Below are 20,271 nucleotides of genomic sequence, written 5' to 3'. Positions count from 1 at the left end.
TCAGTTCAGGCTGCAGGCGTTGCGGAAGGCTTCGGTCGCGGCACGGGCGCCGATGCGCTCACAAGCCTGCAGGCGCGCCCACGAGAGCGCGTTGTTGCGCAGCAGGTAGGGTGCGTTCTCAGGGTAGCGGGCGGCGCGCCAGCCGCTGATGGCGACCACCATCACGAGCCGCGCCGTGATCATCGTGAACAGCACCTCGACTTCGGCCGGTGCGAGCGGCCGAACCGCGTGGTACGCAGCGACGAAGGGCACGATGTCGACCAGCGGATCGTCGCCGGTGCCGATCTGGTAGGCCGCGGCAACGGCCAGGTCGTCGATGCAGGGCGCGCGCACCATGTCGCCGAAATCGAGGATCGCGGCGATGTGGTCGGTGTCGTGCGCATCCACCAGCACGTTGTAGATGTTGAAGTCGTTGTGGATCGGCTGCGCGGGCAGCGTGCGCAGCAGCGGCGCGGCGTCGCGCTCGAAACGGTCGAGGGCATCACCTGCAAGGGCGCGGCGCTGGGCGTCGACAATGTGCACGAGCAGGCCGCGCACGCTGTCGGCGCGCTGGATGTCCCATGGCAGCGGCAGGTCGCCGGCCGGGTGGTCGAAGCCGGCGAGTGCGAGGTCGAGCCGGGCCAGCATGCGCGCCAGGTTCTGCTGCTGCAGCGGCGTGCGCGGCGCCTCGGGCAGCGGCAGGCCGGGCAGGTAGGTGAAGAGGCGCACCACGCGTGGCAGCCCGTCGCCGGGGTCGCAGAGGAACGACGGTTCGCCTTGCTGTGTCGGCACGATGCGCTGCACCGGCAGGCCGGGGTCGGCGGCCGCGAGGTGGAGCAGGGCCTGGGTCTGGAAGTCGGCCACCAGCGCGGTCTCGGCCGGGTGCGAGATCTTCAGCATGAAGCGCGCGCCGTCGCTCGCGCGTTCGAGCCGGTAGTTACGGTCGCGCTCGCCGGTGAGGGCCTTCATCTCGCCGGTGATGCCGTAGCGCTCTTGGGCAAGCTGGCGCACCCAGGCCGCGTCGAGTTCGGGCGAGCCTTCGCTCAGCACCGGCGCGTCGTCGAAATCGACGCTTGTCATTAATGCACCCTTGGCGCTGCGCGCCTTCCCGCCAAGCGGGAGCGAGCTTGCTTGGGGCGGCCCGGCGCGGCGCTCACTGGTGCACCCTTGGCGCTGCGCGCCTTCCCGCCAGGCGGGAGCGAGCTTGCTTGGGGCGGCCCGGCGCGGCGCTCACGCGGCGCCTTCGAAGCCGCGCAGCGCGCTCGCGATGTTGGGCCCGAGGTCGTCGGACAGGTAGCCGCCTTCCTGCACCAGCACGGTCGGCAGGCCGAGCCGGGCTATCTCGGCCAGCAGCACCGCAAAGCCTGCGGTCTGGATCTTCATGCCCTTGTACGGATCGCGCTCGTGCGCATCGAGGCCGAGCGCCACCACCAGCGCGCCGGGCGCGAAGGCCCGGATGCTGTCGCAGACGTCGCGCAGCACCGGCAGGTAGCCGTCGATGTCGGTGCCGAGCGCCAGCGGCTTGTTGATGTTGTAGCCCAGGCCTTCGCCCTCGCCGCGCTCGTGCGCATGGCCGGTGAAATAGGGCGTGAAGTTGCGCGGATCGCCGTGCAGCGAGAGGGTCAGCACATCGGAGCGGCGGTAGAAGATGCCCTGCGTGCCGTTGCCGTGGTGCACGTCGATGTCGAGGATCGCCACGCGGTCGTGCATGCCGCGCAGGTGCTGCGCCGCGATGGCGACGTTGTTGAGGTAGCAGAAGCCGTTGGCGCGGTCCACGTACGCGTGGTGGCCCGGCGGCCGGCACAGCGCGTAGGCCACGCGCTCGCCGTCGAGCACCAGCTGCGCCGCATGCGTGGCCATGTTGGCCGAGGCGATGGCCGCCTGCCAGGTGTGCGCGCCGATTGAGCAGGCGGCATCGCCCATGTGGAAGCCGGCCTGGCCGACCACGCTCTCCGGGTAGGTGCAGGGCTGGCCCGGGAACGGGTGGATGTTGGGCATGACCTCGTCAGACGGATCGTCCAGCAGCTGCCAGCGCGCATGGGCCGTTTCCAGAAAGCGCAGGTACTCGGGCGTATGGATCGCCGCACGCGGGCCGGCGCCGAAGTCGCGCGTGGCGACGACCTCGTGGCCCTCCTGCTCGACCGCCTGCAACAGGCGGAACGCACGCTCGGGCTGCTCGTTGCTGCGCTTGAGTTTCCCGCGCACCATGAAGAGCTGCGGGTCATGGTGCTTGTGCGTGTCGCTGTAGACGACTTTCATCGATCGGCTCCGCGAGGGGTGGCCGCAGCGGCTCCGTGCTGCTCGACGAACAGTGCGCGCACGTGCTGCCAGGCGTCGTCGAGGTGCAGTCGCATCGCGGCGCGGGCGGCTGCTACATCGCGCTTGACCAGCGCGTCGGACAGCGGCCGGTGCGTCTCGGCCATGGCAGCGGGGTCGTGGTAGACCGCATCGCACAGTGCGATGATCATGCGCATCTCGGTCTGCGTGTTGGAGAAGATGCGGTGCAGGTGCGCGTTGCCCGAGAGCTCGCTGATCAGCGTGTGGAACTCCAGGTCGCGCGCGATGCGCTTGTGCTGCGGCTCGGTCGGCGCCAGGTCGACCATGGAATCCACGAACGCCGGCAAGCGCGCCAGATCGGCGTCGCTGGCCTTGATGCAGGCGCGCTCGATCGCGGTGAGTTCGAGGCAGATGCGCACTTCGAACAGTTCGTCGATTTCCTGCACGCTGATGGTTCGCACCGCGAAGCCGTGGCGCGGCCGTGCCACCAGCACGCCCTGCCGTTCCAGCCGGCGCGCCGCTTCGCGCACCGGCGCGCGGCTGATGCCCATGCGGCGCGCGATGTCGGCCTCGACGATGCGGCTGCCTGGCGCGAGCCGGCCTTCGACGATGGCGCGCGTCAGTTGCGCCTCGACCAGGCCGACCAGGTCGGTCGATTCGACCGATTCGAAGACGGAGGCGTCCGTGTTGTCGGGAGAGGAGGGAGAAGAAGAGGGAGGGAATGCCATGTGCGTTTGTCTCGCGGTGCGGGGCGTTGTCGCCGTTATTTTCACAAGCCGGCGGCGGGCCGTGCCCGCGCCAGGTAGAGCCCGGCCGCCACGATCAGGGCGATGCCAGCGAGCGCCAGGCTGTCCGGCGGCTTGTGGAACCAGAAGGTGCTGAAGCCCACGGCCAGCAGCAGCTGAAAGTAGTTGAGCGGTGCGAGCGTGGAAGCCTCGACGCGCTCGAAGGCCGCCAGCAGCAGCCACTGCGCTGCCCCGCTGCAGGCGCCGCCCGCCAGCAGCAGCCCCACCGCACCCCAGGGTGGCGCCTCGGCCGGCAGGAAGAAGGGCGCCGGAATGGCCGTGGCCACGAGGCACACCAGAGCCGTCCACGCGTATTGCACCGGGCTCGGCACCAGGCCTGCAAGCCGCCGCGTGAGCAGCTGGAAAATCGCATAGCAGACCGCCGCCACCGCCATCAGCACCGTGCCGAGCCAGGGCAGGTCGCCGCCGGGCCGCACGATCAGCAGCATGCCCGCGAAGCCCACCGTCACCGCGACCCAGCGGCTGCGCCGCACGTGTTCACCGACCAGCCAGGGCGACAGCGCCACCATCAGCAGCGGCGCGGTGAAATAGATCGCGGTGGCCTCGGCCAGCGGCATCCAGATCAGCGCGGTCATGAAACAGGTGGCGACTGTGGCGAGCATCACGCCGCGCAACAGCAGCAGCTTCTTCTGCGGCGTGCGCCAGAGGCGCAGGTCGCCGTGGCGCAGCAGCATCGCGAGCGCGATGCAGATCACCGCAACGTAGCGCATCAGGTTGACGAAGGGCGCAGGGTAGAACTGCAGCATGTACTTGCAGAACGCGTCGTAGCTGGCAAAGGCCACCAGCGCGCAGAAAAAGAGCGCGACACCCGCGGCCTTCGAGCCGGGCGGGCGCAGCGCGATGGCGGCCGTGGCAGTGGTCATGCGCGGCGCTTCACCGGCTCGCCTCGGGCTGCCTCGAAGCCGGCCAGGAACATGTCGAGCGCGGGCCCGATGGCGTCGACCCGATAGCCGCCCTCCTGCACCACCACGGTCGGCAGCTTCAGTGCGCCGATGCGCGCGCCGATGTGGCGGTAGGCGTCGAGGTCGAGCTTCAGCACGCTGATCGGATCGTCCTTGTAGGTGTCAAAACCGAGCGGCAGCACCAGCGCGTCGGGCGCGAAGTCGCGCAGCGCAGCCACGCCGCGGTCTACCGCGTCGAGGAACACGTCGTTGCCGGCACCGTGCGCGAGCGGCAGGTTGAGGTTGAACCCTTCCCCCTCGCCGGCACCGCGCTCGTGGGCATAGCCCGTGTAGAACGGGTAGTAGCCGCTCGGGTCGGCGTGGATCGACACCGTCAGCACGTCGCTGCGTGCGTAGAAGATGTTCTGCGTGCCGTCGCCATGGTGGGCGTCGACATCGAACACCGCCACGCGGCCATGCTGCCGCCGCAGATGCTGCGCGGCGATGGCGCTGTTGTTGATGAAGCAGAAGCCGCCGGCGCGGTCGCGGTGGGCATGGTGACCGGAGGGCCGGCACAACGCGTAGGCCATGCCGCCGCCGGCCAGCACCGCATCGGCTGCAGCGACCGCGCTGTGGGCAGAGCGCAGCACCGCGCGCCAGGTGGCCGGGCCGATGGGGCAGGAGAGGTCGCTGATGTAGTAGCCGGTGCGTGCCACCAGCGACGGCGACGGGCACGGCGTGCGCGCCATGCCGGGCGTGCCGTTGTAGTAGGGCGAGAGGTTCGGCAGCACTTCGATGCCGGGTTCGACGCCGGGCATCTTCAGTTCGCGCCACAGCTCGTACGCGGTCTCCAGGTAGTCGAGGTAGTCGGCGCTGTGCACGGCCTCCAGCGGTGCACGGCCGAAGTCTCGCGGCGCTTCCAGCGCGATGCCGCGCCCGGCCAGCGCGTCGCGCAGCGCGTGGGCACGGCTCGGCAGGTCGGTCGGCTTGCTGATGCGGCCGAGGCGCATGAACTGCTGCGGTTCGTGCAGCAGCTGGTCGTCGGTGAAGAAGGCCGGCATCAGAGCGAGGCCTCGAACAGTTCGAATGCGCGGTCGAAGCGCGCGAACATTTCGTCGACCTGTTCGGCGGTGATGATGAGCGGCGGGCAGAACGCCACCGCGTCGCCCATGGCGCGCACGATCAGGCCCTGCGCGAGCGCGAGCTCGGCGAGCCGCGCGCCGGCTTTCAAGGCCGGGTCGAACGGCGTGCGTTTCGCGGGGTCGGCCGAGAGCTCGATCGCGCCGATCAGGCCGACGCCGCGCACCTCGCCGACATGGGCGCGCGACGCATGGCGCTGAAGGCCGTGCTGGAACTGGGGCGCGAGCGACTGCACGTGCGCGAGGATGTCGTCGTCCTCGTAGACCTGCAGCGTTTCGAGCGCGATTGCCGCCGCGACCGGATGGCCCGAGTAGGTGAAGCCGTGGCCGAAGGTGCCGATCTTGCCGCTGTTGGCGGCCACCGCTGCGTGCACCTTCTCGTTGATCATCACCGCCGAGATCGCCGCGTAGCCCGACGACAGCGCCTTGGCCGAGGTGAGGATGTCGGGTTGCAGGCCGAAGGTGGTGGAGCCGAACATCTCGCCGGTGCGGCAGTAGCCGCAGATCACCTCGTCGGCGATCAGCAGCACCTCGTACTTGCGCAGCACGGCCTGCACCTTTTCGAAGTAGGTGGCGGGCGGCACCAGCACGCCGCCTGCGCCCATCACCGGCTCAGCGATGAAGGCGGCCACCGTCTCGGGGCCTTCGGCCAGGATGCGCTGTTCGAGCGCATCGGCCAGCCGCGTCGCGAAGGCTTCCTCGCTCTCGCCGGCTTCGCCGAAGCGGTAGTGGTGCGGGCACTCCACATGCAGGATGCGGTCGATCGGCAGGTCGAAGTCGCGGTGGTTCGGCACCAGCCCGCTCAGGCTGGCCGCCGCGACGGTGACGCCGTGGTACGCGTTCTTGCGCGCGATGATCTTCTTCTTGGCCGGCTTGCCGATGGCGTTGTGGTAGTACCAGACCAGCTTGACCGCGCTGTCGTTGGCTTCGGATCCGGAGTTGGCGAAGAACACTTTCGACATCGGCACCGGTGCCAGCGTCAGCAGCTTTTCGGCCAGCGCGATGGCGGCCGGGTTCGAGCGGCCGTTGAAGGTGTGATAGTAAGGAAGCCCCTGCAGTGCCTCGCTGCCGGCCTTGGCCAGCCGCGCGTTGCTGAAGCCCAGCGATGCGCACCACAGGCCCGACATCGCCTCGAGGTAGCGGCGGCCCTGGTCGTCTTCCACGAAGATGCCGTCGCCGCGCGTGATCACCAGCGGCCCGACCTGCGGATGGGTGGCCAGGTTGGTGAAGGGGTGCAGGTGCGCTGCGATGTCGTGGGCAGCGCGTTCGGCGGCGGTGATGGCGTTCATGGCAGGAAGGGCGGTACGGCAAGTTGAATGGATGGCGCGTGCTTCAGTAGCCGCGTTCGAGATCGACCTGGTTGGCCGGCCGCTGCCCCTGCTGCAGCGACGCAAGATTGGCCAGCGTCTGCTGCGCGATCACGAGCCGGTCGGTGCGCGTGGCGATGTGTGGCGTGACGAGGATGCGGTCGTCGCTCCAGAACGGATGGCCCGGCGGCAGCGGCTCCTGCGAAAACGCGTCGAGCGTGGCGGCTGAAAGCTGTCCTGCGTCGAGGGCAGGCAGCAGGTCGGCCTCGACCAGATGGTCGCCGCGCCCCACGTTGACCAAGTGCGCACCGTGCGGCAGCTTCGCGAACAGCGCGGCATCGAGGAAGCCCTGCGTTTGCGGCGTGAGCGGCAGCAGGCACACCAGCGTGTCGCAGCGCGCCAGGAATGCATCGAGCTGCGCATCGCCATGAAAGCCGGTGACGCCGACCGGCAGATCGTGCTTGGCGCTGCGGCTCCAGCCGCTGACCTCGTAGCCGATGCTCGCGAGCGTCCCGGCGCAGGCCATGCCGAGCGTGCCGAGCCCGGCGATGCCGACACGGTAGCGGCGCGGCGACACCACGTCCTGCTCCTGCCACCGGCCGGCCGCAGAGCTGGCCACATAGGCTTGCATGCCGCGATGCTGCTGCACCACGGCCCAGGTCACATAGGCCTTCATGCCGGCCGCCATGCCGGTGTCGACGATGCGGCACAGCGGGCGCTCGCGCGGCAGCGCGGGGTCGGCCACGATGTGGTCGATGCCGGCCGCGAGCGATTGCACCAGCGTGAGCTTCGGCAGTTGCGCGAGCTGGCCGTGCGGCGGAAACCAGCAGACGGCCGCATCGATGTCATCCAGCGGCCCGAGATCGGCGCCCAGGCGCAGGTCGATGTCGGGGCAGGCCTCGCGGAAAGCGGGCACCAGGTACTGCATGTCCAGCACCTCGCTGAGCAGCGCCACGCAGGGCGCGCGGGTGTTCGCACGCACGTCCATCACGCGGCCATCGCCAGCGGGCGGTCGAGCGCGGCCAGCCGCGGCACCGCGTCGATCAGCTTGCGGGTGTATTCGTGCTTCGGGTCGCGCAGCACCTTCTGCGTCTCGCCGTACTCGACCACCACGCCGCGCTGCATCACCGCGATGTGGTCGCACATCTGGCCGGCCACGCGCAGGTCGTGCGTGATGAACACCATCGCGAGATGGAAGCGCTCGCGCACCTGGGCGAACAGCTCCAGCACCTGGGCCTGCACCGACACGTCGAGCGCCGACACCGGCTCGTCGGCCACCAGCAGTTCGGGCTGCATCGCCAGCGCACGGGCGATGCCGATGCGCTGGCGCTGCCCGCCCGAGAACTCGTGCGGATAGCGCTGCGCCGCATCGGCGCCGAGGCCGACCAGCTGCAGCAGCTCCATGGCGCGCGCCATTGCCTCGGCCTTGCCCACGCCCTGCGCGATCGGCCCGCCCGCGATTGCGGCGCCGATGCGGTGGCGCGGGTTGAGCGACGCGTACGGATCCTGGAACACCATCTGGATCTTGCCGCCGGCCGCCTGGCGCACGTTGCCGCCCTGCGCGAGGTTGCGGCCCTTGAAGAGGATGCGGCCGCTGTCGAACGGCGCCAGGCCCACGAGGCAGCGCCCGACGCTCGACTTGCCCGAGCCCGACTCACCCACCAGTCCCAGCGTTTCGCCGCGCAGCAGCTCGAAGCTGATGTCCTTCGCGGCCTGCACCGAACGGCCGCGCTTGAACAGGCCGTTGCCGGTGCGGTAGGTCTTGCAAAGATCCTGCACCTGCAGCAGGCGAATCGCGTCGTCCTGCCGTACCGGGCTCGCGGCCTCGCCGTCGGGAATCGCCGCGATCAGTTTGCGGGTGTAGGGATGTTGCGGCGCGGTGAGTACCTGGCGCGCCGGGCCGGCCTCGACCAGCTTGCCGGTCTGCATCACCACCACCTGGTCGGCGATCTCGGAGACCACGCCGAAGTCGTGCGTAATGAACAGCACCGCGGTGCCGCGGCGCTGCTGCAGCTCGCGGATGAGCTTGAGGATCTGCGCCTGCGTGGTCACGTCGAGCGCCGTGGTCGGCTCGTCGCAGATCAGCAGCACCGGCTCCAGCACCAGCGCGCAGGCGATCATCACGCGCTGGCGCTGCCCGCCCGACAGGCGGAACGGGTAGGCGTCGATCAGCAGTTCGGGATCTGGCAGGCCGACATCGGCGAGCGCCGCGAGGATGCGGCGGCGCTTCTCGGCCACGGGCACGTTGCCGTGCGCGTCGAACACTTCGCCGATCTGCTCGCCGATGCGCATCACCGGGTTCAGCGCTGTCATCGGCTCCTGGAACACCATGCCGATGCGCCGGCCGCGCAGTTCGCGCATCTGCGGCTCGGTCAGCTGCAGCAGGTCGCGGCCCTCGAACAGGATCTGCCCGGCCACCGGCGCGACGTGCGGGCGCGGCAGCAGGCCCATCACGGCGTTGGCGATCATCGATTTGCCGGAACCCGATTCGCCGACCACGCAGAGCGTCTGGCCCGGCAGCACCGACAGCGTGGCGCCATCGACCGCGAGCGCACGGTCGGCGCCTGCGGGCAGGCTGATGCCGAGGTCGACGATGTCGAGCACCGGCTGCACGGCCGCGGGCACGGTTGCAACGGTAACGCTCATTTGCTTCTCCCGTCGAGCCGCGTGTTGAGGCCGTCGTTGAGGCCCTCGCCCACGAGGTTGAGCGCCAGCACGGTGAACACGATCGCCAGCCCGGGGAACAGCGCCATCCACCAGGCCTGGCGCAGCACGGTGCGGGCCGAGCCGACCATGTAGCCCCAGCTCATCTGGTTCGGGTCGCCGAGGCCGAGGAAGCTCAGGCTCGACTCGAGCAGGATCGCCGTGGCCACCATCAGCGACGCCATCACGATGATGGGCGACATGGCGTTGGGCAGGATCTGCGTGAGGATGATGCGCGGCGTCGACTGGCCGGCCAGCAGCGCGGCCTGCACGAAGTCGCGCTGGCGCAGCGTGAGGAACTCGCTGCGCACCAGCCGCGCCACCGGCGGCCACGACACGATGGCGATGGCCGCGACGATGGAGCCCACCGACGGCTGGAAGATGGCGACCAGCACGATCGCCAGCGCAAAGCTCGGCACCGCCTGGAAGATCTCGGTGAAGCGCATCAGGCCCGCGTCGATCCAGCCGCCGAAATAGCCGGCGATGGCACCCAGCGTGACGCCGATCAGCAACGCCACCACGGTCGACACCACGCCGATCAGCAGCGAGATGCGCGCGCCGTGGATCACGCCGGACATGATGTCGCGGCCCAGCGTGTCCGTGCCCATGGCGAAGCCCGGCTCCGTCCAGGGGCGCAGGAACGGCTGCTGCACCATGCCCCACGGATCGTTGGTGGCGATCCACGGGCCGAGGAGTGCGACGATGGCAACGATCACCAGCACGACCATGCCGATGACCGCACCCTTGTTGCGGGTGAAGCGGCGCCAGAAGGGGCTTTTCATCATGTCAGTTCGATGCGTGGGTCGACCAGCGTGTAGACGAGGTCGGTGACGAGGTTGAACAGCACCGCCATGGCGGCCGTCACGAGAAAGGCGCCGAGCAGCAGGCTGTAGTCGCGCTGCAGCAGCGCGTCGAACATCAGCCGGCCGATGCCGGGCCAGGCGAACACGGTTTCGGTCAGCACCGCGCCGCCGATCATCCCGCCGGCCTGGATGCCGGCCAGCGTGACCACCGGCAGCAGCGCGTTGCGCAGCACGTGCGCGCGCAGGATGCGCCCGGGCTTCACGCCCTTGGCACGGGCGGTCTTCACGAAGTCCATCTGCGCGACTTCGAGCATCGCGGCCCGCGTCATGCGCGCATAGACGGCCATGTAGAACAGCGCGAGCGTGAGCGCCGGCAGCAGCAGGTGGCGACCAATGTCGAGCGCCAGCGCGAAGCCCGTGAGGCCCGAGCCCACGGTGCTGAAGCCGAAGCCCGGCAACCATTCGAGCTGCACCGTGAACACCAGCACCGCCATCAGCGCGAGCCAGTAGAGCGGGGTGGCGTAGAAGATCAGCGCCACCACGGTGATCGAGCTGTCGACCCAGGTGCCGGCCCGCCGCGCCGACAGCGCGCCGAGCGTGATGCCGAACAGCAGCGACAGCGCGAACGCCGTGCCGGTCAACAGCAGCGTGGCGGGCAGCCGGTCCATGATGAGCTTCAACACCGGCTGCTGCTGGCGGTGCGAGAAGCCGAGGTCGAGCTGCACCACCTTGCCCAGGTAGGTGGCGAGCTGCGTGGTGAACGGCTTGTCGAGCCCGAACTGTTCCCGCAGCTGGGCCACGTACTGCGGGTCGGACGCGCCCGACTCGCCGGCCATCACCGACACCGGATCGCCCGGCGCGGCGCGAACCAGCATGAAGTTGACCGTGGCGATCAGCAGGATCGCCACCAGACCCTGCAGCACGCGGGTCAGCATGAACTGCGTGCGCTTCATGTCACGCGATCGATGCGGTGCCGAGGCTGTCGTTCAGGCCGATCGCGGAACTCACCAGGTTGTTGATCTTGGTGCGGTACAGCGTCGGGAAGTTGATCTCGTACAGCCAGGCCACGGGCACATCGTCCAGCAGGATCTTCTGCACCTGCAGGTAGATGGCCTTGCGCTTTTCGGGATCGGCTTCCTTCGCGCCGGCATCGAACAACTCGTCGATCTTCGGGTTCGAGTAGCCCTCGACGTTGTTGAACGGCGAGCCCTTGGCGATGTTGCTGGTCGTGTAGTTGCGGGCCACGCCCAGCGCCGGGTCGCCGTACTGGTAGACGTAGGTGAAGGCCAAGTCGTAGTCCCACTCGTTGAGCTTCTGGTTCCAGCCGGCCACGTCGGTCGCGACCATTTCGATCTTGATGCCGGCCTGCAACAGGTTCTGGCGCAGGATCTCGGCCGAGCGCGTCCAGGTCTCGCCGTAAGGCAGCGGCAGCATGCGCAGGGTTTCGCCCTTGTAGCCGGCTTCGGCCAGCAGCTTTTTGGCGGTCTCGACATTGCGCGGGTACTTGGCAACGTCGGTGCTGTGGAACTTGATGTTGCTGTTGAACGGGCCGGTCGCGGGCTTGGCGAAGCCCTGCCACGCCACCTTGCAGATGGCTTCGCGGTCGATCGCGAACATCACCGCCTGGCGGAACTTGACGTTGTCCATCGGCGCCTTGCGGTTGTTGAGCCACACCCATGCGTGCGGCGCGAAGAACTCCCAGCCCTTGGTGGTGACGGCGGCACCCGGCAGCTTGGCCAGGCGCTGCACGTCGAAGTACTCGACGGCGCCACCCGGCACCACATCGACCTTGCCCGATTCGAACGCAGCGGCGCGCGATGCCGCGTCGGGAATGACGTGGAAGTAGACGCTCTCGACCAGCGGCACGTCCTTGATGTGGTACTTATCGTTGGCCACGAGCTGGATGTACGAGCCCTTGACCCACTCCTTGAACTTGAAAGGCCCGGTGCCGATCGGCGTGGCATTGGCCGGGTTGGTGGCGAAGTCGGTACCTTCGTAGATGTGCTTGGGAATCATCGGCATGCTGCCGACCTCGAAGATGCCGAGGAACGGGCCGAACGGGTACTTGAGCTTGAACTCGACCGTGAGCGGGTCGAGCGCCTTGATGCTTTCCACCGCGGCCAGGTTGGCCCGCAGGCGTGCGTGCGTCTTGCGCAGGAACACGTCGGCCGAGAACACCACGTCGGCCGAGGTGAAGGGCTTGCCGTCGTGCCACAGCACGCCCGGCTTGAGCTTGAAGGTGAAGAGCGTGCCTTCCTTGTTCGAGGTCCAGGAGGTTGCGAGGCCGGGCAGCGGGTTGACCTTTTCGTCGTAGCGCAGCAGGCCTTCGTAGATGTTGCCCGCGACCAGTTGGGTCGGCGCGTTCTGCGTGATGCCGACCATCAGGCTGGGCGGTTCGGGCTGCACGACGGCGTTGATCACGCCGCCCTTCTTGCCGGCGGCCAACAGATGCAGCGGCACGCCCGCGAGCGTCAGACCGGTGGCGGCGGCACCCAGCTGGATGAGGTTGCGACGTTTCATGGGGACAGAACTCCTTGTGGCTCGAGGGAAGGTTGGAAGGAACGGGAGACGAATTTCTAGGCGGCGCGGGGCGCTCAGGCCTGCTGCGCGCGCCTCATTGGCGGAACGAGGTCGCGGGCGCCGGCTCGATGCGCTGCAGCAGCGCGCGCCACTCGCGCGCGTTCGGGTCGGGCGTGCCAGGCAGGCGGGTGCTATCGCCGCTTTCATACTGGCGCGCAGTTTTCTCGCAGACCTCCGGCGACACCGGGTAGACCGGCGCGCCGCTCGACTGGATCGCCAGCTGCACGCGGCAGGCGCGTTCGAGGTTGAGCATGAGGATGAAAGCCTCGGACACGTTGCGGCCCAGCGTCACGAGGCCGTGGTTGCGCAGGATCAGCGCCTGGGCGGTCGGGCCGAGGTCGGCCACCAGACGGTCGCGCTCGTCGTCGTCGAGCGCAATGCCCTCGAAGTCGTGATACACGACCCGGTTGTAGAACTGCAGCGCCCACTGGTTGCAGGGCTGGAGCCCGCCGGCCAGCGACGACACCGCCACGCCGGCCACGGTGTGGGTGTGCAGCACGCAGGCCGCATCGTGGCGCGCCGCGTGCACCGCGCTGTGGATGGTGAAGCCGGCCGGGTTCACGTCATAAGGCGAGTCGTCCAGGATGCGGCCTTCGAGGTCGATCTTGACCAGCGACGAGGCGGTGATGTCGCGAAACAGCATGCCGAAGGGGTTGATCAGGAACTGGCCGTCCTGGCCCGGCACCCGCGCCGAGATGTGGGTGTAGATGCTGTCGTCCATGCCGTGGTAGGCGACCAGCCGATAGGCGGCGGCCAGGTCTTCGCGCACCTGGCGCTCGGCATCGGACATGGGGGGGGCCAAGGGGCCCACGGCGTGCAACGGCGGCATGGCTCTGCTTCTCCGGATCGGCCGTCCGTTTGCAAGTGCAAACTGTCGACAGTCAACTTTGGACAGCAGCTTGCAAGATGTGGGCCCGCTTGCGTTCAGGGGTTTTCCCTGAATTCAGCGTGGTTGCGGTGCGTGGATGCACCGATCGCGGGGAGCGAGAGGGCTTAGAAGTGCGAACTCTCGAAGAACGCCTCGGTTTCGGGCAGTTCCTCGCCGGAGAGCACGGACGCGGCATGGCGCGCCGCGTCGGCGGCCGCCATGGCGTCTTCGGAGCACTTGAGCAGCGCCTTGACCCGTTCGGCGTGCGCCATATCCGGGAAGTCGTGCATGAGTTTCGCGGCGACCTGCAGCGCCACGCTGGCCGCGCTCAGGCACATGTGAAGACCCACGCGCATGCGGTTGCCGTCCGCGTTGTCTTCGGCTATGCGTATTTCCACCTCCTGCAGCGACGGCGTCAGCAAGGCGAAGTCGGTTGGCGCGAGCGTGGGCACGGCCTGCACGCCGAGATACCTGGCCGTGATGACTTCTTCGACCGAAACTCTGGCCTGCTCGATCAATTTGAGATCGTTTGTTTGCATGAGAACCGCCCCCGCGTTGTGGCTGATCGCTCCCTGACCGCAACGACAGTCTTGCACAGCGAGACCGACAATGGTGCGTTGCAGCGCAACCGGAAGGGCTTCAGCGTCAAAACGTCACGCAAATGTTGCGCAATGTCAAAACCTCGGCCAGCCCGGTGCGCAAAAGATGCGTACACCCCACAGTTCTAGGCTTTCAGAGCACAAACCACGTGATAGCGACGAAGTGGCTGGCGGTGCCACCGAGCACGAACAGGTGCCACAGCCCGTGCGCGTGCGCCCAGCCGCGCCGGTTGCGATAGAACACCGTGCCCGCGGTGTAGAGCACCGCGCCGGCCAGTAGCCAGCCGAGCCCGCCGCCATCGAGCCGTGCGGCCAGTGGCGCTGCCGCGGCCACGCCGAGCCAGCCCATGCCGATGTAGAGCGCCAGTGACGGCGCGGCACCGACGCCGGGCCGCAACTCCCGGTAAATGCCGAACACCGCCACGCTCCAGATCGCGGCCAGCAGGGCCCAGCCCCACGGGCCCTGCAGCGTCACCAGGCCGAAAGGGGTGTAGGTGCCCGCGATCAGCAGGTAGATCGCGCAGTGGTCGGCGCGCTGCCAGAACAGCCGGGCCCGCCCACGCGTGCTGTGGAACAGCGTCGACGCGGCGTACAGCGCCACCATCGACAGCGCGAACACCAGCGCCGCCGCGATCCGGGCCGCATCGCCGTGCGGCAGCGTCTTGCCGAGCAGCAGGCCTGCGCCGAGCAGGGCAAGCAACAGGCCGAGCAGGTGGGTGTAGCCGTTGAAACGTTCGCCGTGGTACATCGCGCCGATTCTGGCGGCGGCATGTGACGCGCCTGCGAAGACCTCAGTCGCCCCCGCCTTCGCGCTTCCTGCGCCGCCAGAAGCGCGGGCCGGCCGCGATTTCGCCCAGCGCCTTTCGGCAAGCCCGCGCCCCGGCCGGACGCCGGGCGCTGAACCAGCCGACGGCGAACCAGGCACCGGGGTCGTGTTCCACCGCCTGGCGGTACAGCGCGCAGGCGACTGCTTCGTCGTTGAACTCGCCCAGCGCGTCTTGCGCGGGGCCAAGCCGTGCGAGGTAGCGCTTCGCCCGGGTTTCGATAAACAGCGGCGCGACGAATTCGCCCAGGTAGCGCAGCCGTTTGAGCCGTTTGCGCGCCCGGTGCTGGCTTTCGGCAGCCAGGGTTTCGAAGCGCTTGCCGTCGCGCACCGTCTTCTCGTGCAGCTGCTGCAGGTGCTTGCGCAGCAGACGCAGCGTGGCTTTGGAGTTGAGCGAGGGCTCGCTCACATCCTGAGCTTCAGCGGCAGTGAAGCCGATCAGCGCCACCAGAACGGCCTGGAAAGCCGGCGCACGCACGGCCGCACTCGCCGGGGGTGCGGGCGCGTTTTCGGGCGGCAGCGAAATGGCCGGCGCACCGGCCTCGCGCAATTGAGGTGCCACGTGTTGCACCACCTGCACGCGGTCGCGCAGAGCGCCGAGCGCGCGAAAGGCGTCGACCAGCGGGGATTCCCAGGCCGCATCGAAAGCGGACGGGGCGAGGTCGTTCAGCTCGCGCAGCGCGGTGCGCAGGCGCCGGATGCCGATGCGCAGCTGGTGGACTTGCTCCTCGTCCTCGCTGCCTGCCGCGAGCTCGCTGGCGTTGGGCAGCATCTGCGCCAGGCAGCTCGCGACGACGGCGCGCTGCACGGCCGGGCCGTCAGGTGGCAGGTCTTGCATCGGAAAATGCGGCGGCAGCGCCTTGACGGCCGGCACCACGTCGAGGCCCGCCAGCAGGCGCTCGCCGCGCTCGGCCTTGGAAACGGTGCTGAACCACAACCCGTGCTGCTGCGACCAGCGCTGGGCGAGGGCGACCAGGCCGGCCACCGGGCCGCGCTTGAGCTCGAGTTCCAGCTCGCACACCGGCGACTCTCGCGCCTCGGGCGTGCCCGCATGCGCGACCACCTTGCCCAGGTCGAGCGCGAGTTCCACGGTGCTGGCGCCGGCACGCAAGTCGCGCGTCAGCCGCCAGATGTCGGTGGCATAGGTTTCGGCCAGCGGCGCCCCGGCCAGCACCTGGGCCAGCCGCTCGCCCACCGGTGTGCCGTGGTGGCGCTGCGCATCGGGCGCCGGCACCACCCCGGCGCGCGCGACGCCGAGGTCCACGTTGTGCTCCTCGCGATGCAGGGGCCCGTCGCCCGCGGCCTTGACGGTCTGCACCCAGCGCCGGCCCTCCTTGCGCAGCCGCAGCACCATGCCACTGGAAGCCAGCGCGCGGTCGGCGGTGTCGAAGTAGCGCGCCTGCAGCCGCGTGCGAACCACGGCGCCGCGGCGCATGGCGGCTTCGACGGCCGGGAGGCGTGCGGACGGAATGCAGAATTTGAATTCGATTTCCATGGAGGGCGAGGGTAACGGCGAGAAGGCCATTGTTCTGCCAGCAGGTCGCTGCGTCCCATGCCGACCCCTTTCGCATCGGGGTGGGCGCCCCCATATTTCAATGATTCACAGAAGGAGTGCCCCCGTGTCCACGATTGCTGCCAGCCCGATCCTCCAGATCAAAGCCCTCGGTTTCCCCTGGGAGACGATCGACCCTTTCCTGTTCTGCGCGTATCACGACGATGCCTATCCGCAGGGCAACGGCGAGATGGCGGTCGACGAAGCGATGCTGGCCGGCCGCCAGCTCGGCTCGGACTTCAGCCGCAAGGACGGCTGGAGCATGTACCACGGCAACCCGGTGCCGGGCTTTCCGGGGCATCCGCACCGCGGCTTCGAAACCGTGACGGTGGTGCGCAAGGGCCTGATCGACCATTCCGACTCGCTCGGCGCCGCGGCGCGCTTTGGCGGCGGCGACGTGCAGTGGCTCACGGCCGGCAAGGGCATCGTGCATTCCGAGATGTTCCCGCTGCTCGATGCCGCGGCGCCGAACCCGCTCGAGCTGTTCCAGATCTGGCTGAACCTGCCGGCGCGCAACAAGATGGTGGCGCCGCACTTCACCATGTTCTGGGCCGAGGACATCCCGCACTTCACGGCCACCGATGCCGAAGGCCGCAGCACCGAAGTGTCGAGCGTGGCCGGCCGCATCGGCCCGGTCGACGGTGCGCCGGGCGAGGGCGGGCCACTGGCGCCGCCGCCGGACTCCTGGGCTGCGCAGCCCGACGCCGACCTGGCGATCTGGACGATCCGCATGGCGCCCGGCGCGCGCTGGACGCTGCCGGCCGCCACCGGAGAGGGCACGCGCCGCACGCTCTATTTCTTCAAGGGCACGTCGGTCGCCGTGGCCGGCCAGGACGTGACGCAGCACGCGATGATCGAGCTGCGCGCCGCGGAAGCGGTCGAGCTGGTCAACGGCAACGACGCAGTCGCCGAGTTCCTGGTGCTGCAGGGCCGGCCGATCGCCGAGCCGGTGGTGCAGTACGGGCCGTTCGTGATGAACACGCAGGCCGAGATCGCGCAGACCATGCAGGACTACCGCCGCACCCAGTTCGGCGGCTGGCCTTGGGCCGACGACGCACCGGTGCACGGGCGCGACCCGGCCCGCTTCGCACGGCATCCGGGCGGGCGCGAGGAGCGGCCGGCAGCGCTTCCTGTCAAATAGGCAGGATGGAACACCCGCAAGACGTCGAACACCGCCTGACCGAGCTGGAGATCAAGGCGAGCTACACCGAAGACCTGCTGGACCAGCTCAACCTGGTGGTCTACCGGCAGCAGCAGCAGATCGATAGCCTGGTTCAGCAGGTGGTGCAGTTGCGCCAGCAGAGCACCGACGCGGGCAGCGGGGGCCCGCGCAACCTGCGCGACGAACTGCCGCCGCACTACTGACCTGCGGGCGAACGCCCTGCACGCGCTGTAACGCGTTGTGCCCGGCGGGTGTCGCGTCCTACAGCCGTTTGCGGCCTGGATGTTTGGCCGGCGCCGTCGCCCGGCACTAGCCTCTCGGCATGACCCTTTCCAATTCCATTCGCAGCAAACTGACGCTCGGCCTGCTGGTCGCCGCCGCGCTGGCACTCACGGCCTGCACCGATCGCGCCGGCAACGAACCTTCGCGCGAGCAGGTCAACGCGGCCGTCGACAAGACCGAAGCGGCGGCCATCGCCGCTGCCAAGAAGGCGGCCGAACTGGCAGAGACGGCGCGCGACAAGACCGTTGCTTTCGCGAAGTCGCCGCAAGTGAAGCAGGACGCCGAAAACGCCAAGCAGGCGCTGGAGCGCGCCCTCGACAAGAGCCGGCGCGAGAAGGAGCCGTCGCCGAACGAGCCGTCGCCGAAACCGTAAGCGCCGCAGTCAGGCCACGGGCGCCGTGACCTTCGCCACCACGGCACCGGGCCCGGTCAGCGTGAGCAGGATGTCGGCGTACCAGGCGCAGTTGAGGCCGAGCGACTCGTCGAGCATCAGGTCGCGCGTGCGCATGTCCATGCGCGACGAATGCACGCCGAGCAGCTTCCATGGCAGCGGGCCACCGCCGGCCGGAACCCGCATCACGACCGGCGCACCGCTCGTGCCGCGGTGGGTGCGCGCATCCGTCAGAAAGAAGCCCTGGCCCTGAAACCGGATGCCGAACGACGACGCGACGACGGCCTGCCGCACTACCGGCAGGTGATGCACCACGTCGTGAAAGCCGAGCGGGAAGCCGACCACCAGAAGCACACTGCCGACCTCCACCTCGTCGAGCGAGCGCTGCAGGTGCGCGGGCGTGAAACAGAACATCGCGGTCGATGCCGGTATCGCGGCGCGCGAAATTTCGATCACCGCGACATCGATCTCGCCGCCCATGTCGCTGCCCTGGCGCCAGACGCTCTTGCCGTCCGCATACAGCCAGACCGAGACCGAGAACGAGCGCGTGAGATCGACCGCGTCGGTGTGCAGCTCGATCTCGATGCGGTTGGGAAAGTGCTTGGTCGGCGCGTCCACCACCACGTGCCGGCTGGTCACGAAGAACAGCCGCTCGTCGCGCTCGAAGAAAAAGCCGCTGGCGCCGGTGAGGAGCTGGTCGCCATCGAAAGTCGAAACGCGGGCGGTGGTGAGAAGCAGCGATTCGGCCATGGCAGTCTTTCGAAGGGGCCGGCGCTGCAGGATCGCGCACCGGTCACCCATCTATTGAACACCACAACCTCGCCGGCCGTGCTCAATGCTGCCGCCGTGCCGCCTTGCGCTGCCGTTTTTGCCAGCGCGACACCACGGCGCTGGCCAGCGTCACCGCGGCGAACACGGCGACCTGTTGGGTCAGCGTCCGGGTGGCAACCTGCAGCCGCTGTGCGACTTCGCGCTGTGCGGCGGTGGCGTGTGCCAGGGCCGCGCCGTCGGGCGCCGATGTCGCTACCGCTGCAGGCGGCGCGTCGGTGCCGGCCGCCGCCATCGTGGCCGTAGCCTCGGTGGCGACCATCGCCTTTGCACCCGCCACCGAGCCGTGCTCATTCGCATAGACCTTGGTGAACTCCGCGCCCAACAGGAAGATCTGCGCCGCGTAGTACACCCAGGCCAGCACCACCACCAGCGAGCCCGCCGCCGCGAATGATTCGGTGACGCCGCTCTTGCCGAGGTAGAGGCCTATCAACGCCTTGCCGACTTCGAACAGCACCGCGGTGACCATCGCGCCGATCCACACGTCGTGCCAGGCAATGGGCGCGGTCGGCATCAGCTTGAAGATCATCGCGAACAGTGCCGTGCTTACGGCCAGCGAGATCGCCACGTTGAGGAGCTGCAGCAGCAGCTCCGAGCCGGGCATCAGCCCGCCGGCCCAGCTGCCGAACGCGGCCAGCACCGCGCTGACCGTCAGCGACACCATCAGCAGGAAGGCCAGGCCCAGGATCAGCCCGAATGACAGCACCCGGGCGCGCAGCAGCGCCCAGACGCCCTTCGGCTTGTCTTTCTCGGGCACGTGCCAGATCCGGTCGAGCGCGCTCTGCAGCTCGGCGAATACCGTGGTGGCGCCGATGATCAGGATGCCGACGCCGAGCAGCCCGGCGACCAGGCCCTTGGCCGGCTCGCTCGCGCTGCGCACAAGACCCTGCACCGCGATCGCGCCTTCGCTCCCGATCAGCCCGGTGAGCTGGCCGACGATCTCGCCCTGCACGGCCTCTCGGCCGAACAGTGCACCGGCGATGGCGGTCACGATCACCAGCAGGGGCGCCAGCGAAAATATCGTGTAGTACGAAATCGCCGCGCCCATGCTCGGCGCGAAGTCATCCACCCACGCGCTGACCGCCTTGCGGGACAGGTCGAAGAGATATTTGGGATTCATGGTGTGCGACAGCGAGGCGTTTGGACGAAAGAACTGTCGCGCCCGCCACGCCGTGCCTCCATGCGCCAAGTTTGAAATTCCAGGTAGGCCAACAGCCCTGAAATTTCGCTTGCCCTGCCAATCGCGAGCGGCCGGGTGTCCCTGGCAGGCCGCGCGGGCGACAGACGAGGG

At 68.8% G+C, this 20,271-nt stretch carries 20 protein-coding genes; 3 read left to right on the top strand and 17 right to left on the bottom strand.

The annotated features are described in order from the left end of the window. The 15 genes from ACSFA8_RS07505 to ACSFA8_RS07435 all read right to left on the bottom strand — a co-directional run bounded on the left by ACSFA8_RS07505 (position 1) and on the right by ACSFA8_RS07435 (position 16,260). Positions 1–1,059, bottom strand: a complete 1,059-nt coding sequence (locus ACSFA8_RS07505; protein WP_435478866.1) for a phosphotransferase — start codon at positions 1,057–1,059, stop codon at positions 1–3. 150 nt (positions 1,060–1,209) lie between these two features. Then, a complete protein-coding gene (locus tag ACSFA8_RS07500) occupies positions 1,210–2,238 on the bottom strand; it encodes a histone deacetylase family protein (RefSeq protein WP_435478865.1) in 1,029 nt (342 codons plus the stop codon). After that, entirely contained in the window at positions 2,235–2,984 is a 750-nt protein-coding gene (locus tag ACSFA8_RS07495; protein WP_435478864.1) for a GntR family transcriptional regulator, read from the bottom strand. Before ACSFA8_RS07495 ends, ACSFA8_RS07500 begins: the two co-directional genes overlap by 4 nt. Before the next feature lie 41 nt (positions 2,985–3,025). Further along, a complete protein-coding gene (locus tag ACSFA8_RS07490; RefSeq protein WP_435478863.1) occupies positions 3,026–3,925 on the bottom strand; it encodes a DMT family transporter in 900 nt (299 codons plus the stop codon). Then, entirely contained in the window at positions 3,922–5,004 is a 1,083-nt protein-coding gene (locus ACSFA8_RS07485; protein WP_435478862.1) for a histone deacetylase family protein, read from the bottom strand. The genes ACSFA8_RS07490 and ACSFA8_RS07485 overlap by 4 nt, the downstream gene beginning before the upstream one ends. Then, positions 5,004–6,371 (bottom strand): aspartate aminotransferase family protein, encoded by a 1,368-nt coding sequence (locus tag ACSFA8_RS07480; protein ID WP_435478861.1) that lies wholly within the window; start codon positions 6,369–6,371, stop codon positions 5,004–5,006. Before ACSFA8_RS07480 ends, ACSFA8_RS07485 begins: the two co-directional genes overlap by 1 nt. A 43-nt stretch (positions 6,372–6,414) precedes the next feature. Next, positions 6,415–7,377, bottom strand: a complete 963-nt coding sequence (locus ACSFA8_RS07475) for a 2-hydroxyacid dehydrogenase (RefSeq protein WP_435478860.1) — start codon at positions 7,375–7,377, stop codon at positions 6,415–6,417. Then, positions 7,377–9,035 (bottom strand): ABC transporter ATP-binding protein, encoded by a 1,659-nt coding sequence (locus tag ACSFA8_RS07470; RefSeq protein WP_435478859.1) that lies wholly within the window; start codon positions 9,033–9,035, stop codon positions 7,377–7,379. The genes ACSFA8_RS07475 and ACSFA8_RS07470 overlap by 1 nt, the downstream gene beginning before the upstream one ends. Continuing rightward, on the bottom strand, positions 9,032–9,874 hold the full coding sequence (locus ACSFA8_RS07465; RefSeq protein ID WP_286541460.1) for an ABC transporter permease: 843 nt from the start codon (positions 9,872–9,874) through the stop codon (positions 9,032–9,034). Before ACSFA8_RS07465 ends, ACSFA8_RS07470 begins: the two co-directional genes overlap by 4 nt. Continuing rightward, on the bottom strand, positions 9,874–10,848 hold the full coding sequence (locus tag ACSFA8_RS07460) for an ABC transporter permease (protein WP_435478858.1): 975 nt from the start codon (positions 10,846–10,848) through the stop codon (positions 9,874–9,876). The genes ACSFA8_RS07465 and ACSFA8_RS07460 overlap by 1 nt, the downstream gene beginning before the upstream one ends. A 1-nt stretch (position 10,849) precedes the next feature. Next, positions 10,850–12,415: an ABC transporter substrate-binding protein gene (locus tag ACSFA8_RS07455; protein ID WP_435478857.1), complete on the bottom strand. Its 1,566-nt coding sequence runs from the start codon at positions 12,413–12,415 to the stop codon at positions 10,850–10,852. A 94-nt stretch (positions 12,416–12,509) separates the two neighbouring features. Continuing rightward, a complete protein-coding gene (locus ACSFA8_RS07450) occupies positions 12,510–13,265 on the bottom strand; it encodes a class II aldolase/adducin family protein (RefSeq protein ID WP_435478856.1) in 756 nt (251 codons plus the stop codon). A gap of 203 nt (positions 13,266–13,468) precedes the next feature. Further along, positions 13,469–13,882: a hypothetical protein gene (locus tag ACSFA8_RS07445; protein WP_435478855.1), complete on the bottom strand. Its 414-nt coding sequence runs from the start codon at positions 13,880–13,882 to the stop codon at positions 13,469–13,471. Positions 13,883–14,075: 193 nt separating this feature from the next. Beyond that, positions 14,076–14,690: a PAQR family membrane homeostasis protein TrhA gene (trhA, locus tag ACSFA8_RS07440; RefSeq protein WP_435478854.1), complete on the bottom strand. Its 615-nt coding sequence runs from the start codon at positions 14,688–14,690 to the stop codon at positions 14,076–14,078. Positions 14,691–14,733: 43 nt separating this feature from the next. Next, entirely contained in the window at positions 14,734–16,260 is a 1,527-nt protein-coding gene (locus ACSFA8_RS07435) for a CYTH and CHAD domain-containing protein (protein ID WP_435478853.1), read from the bottom strand. Positions 16,261–16,360: 100 nt separating this feature from the next. On the opposite strand from ACSFA8_RS07435, the gene ACSFA8_RS07430 reads away from it, so the two are divergent. The 3 genes from ACSFA8_RS07430 to ACSFA8_RS07420 all read left to right on the top strand — a co-directional run bounded on the left by ACSFA8_RS07430 (position 16,361) and on the right by ACSFA8_RS07420 (position 18,134). Beyond that, a complete protein-coding gene (locus tag ACSFA8_RS07430; protein WP_435478852.1) occupies positions 16,361–17,458 on the top strand; it encodes a pirin family protein in 1,098 nt (365 codons plus the stop codon). Positions 17,459–17,463: 5 nt separating this feature from the next. Then, positions 17,464–17,682 carry a SlyX family protein gene (locus ACSFA8_RS07425; protein WP_435478851.1) on the top strand — a complete coding sequence of 73 codons (219 nt, stop codon included), beginning with the start codon at positions 17,464–17,466 and terminating at the stop codon, positions 17,680–17,682. A 119-nt stretch (positions 17,683–17,801) separates the two neighbouring features. Next, entirely contained in the window at positions 17,802–18,134 is a 333-nt protein-coding gene (locus ACSFA8_RS07420; RefSeq protein ID WP_435478850.1) for a hypothetical protein, read from the top strand. 9 nt (positions 18,135–18,143) lie between these two features. Here ACSFA8_RS07420 and ACSFA8_RS07415 read toward each other — a convergent pair whose 3' ends face one another. Beyond that, complete coding sequence (locus ACSFA8_RS07415; protein ID WP_435478849.1) at positions 18,144–18,902, bottom strand: S1 family peptidase; 759 nt, start codon at positions 18,900–18,902, stop codon at positions 18,144–18,146. 82 nt (positions 18,903–18,984) lie between these two features. Further along, the gene (locus ACSFA8_RS07410) at positions 18,985–20,100 is read right to left on the bottom strand and encodes a YihY/virulence factor BrkB family protein (RefSeq protein ID WP_435478848.1); all 1,116 of its coding nucleotides are present in this window, start codon (positions 20,098–20,100) and stop codon (positions 18,985–18,987) included. Positions 20,101–20,271: the final 171 nt, after the last annotated feature.

The organism is Variovorax nitratireducens, from assembly GCF_051216545.1.
In the GTDB taxonomy this organism is placed as follows: domain Bacteria; phylum Pseudomonadota; class Gammaproteobacteria; order Burkholderiales; family Burkholderiaceae_C; genus Variovorax.
Note: the sequence above shows the minus strand (reverse complement) of the source record. Positions and strands in the feature narration are given on the sequence as shown.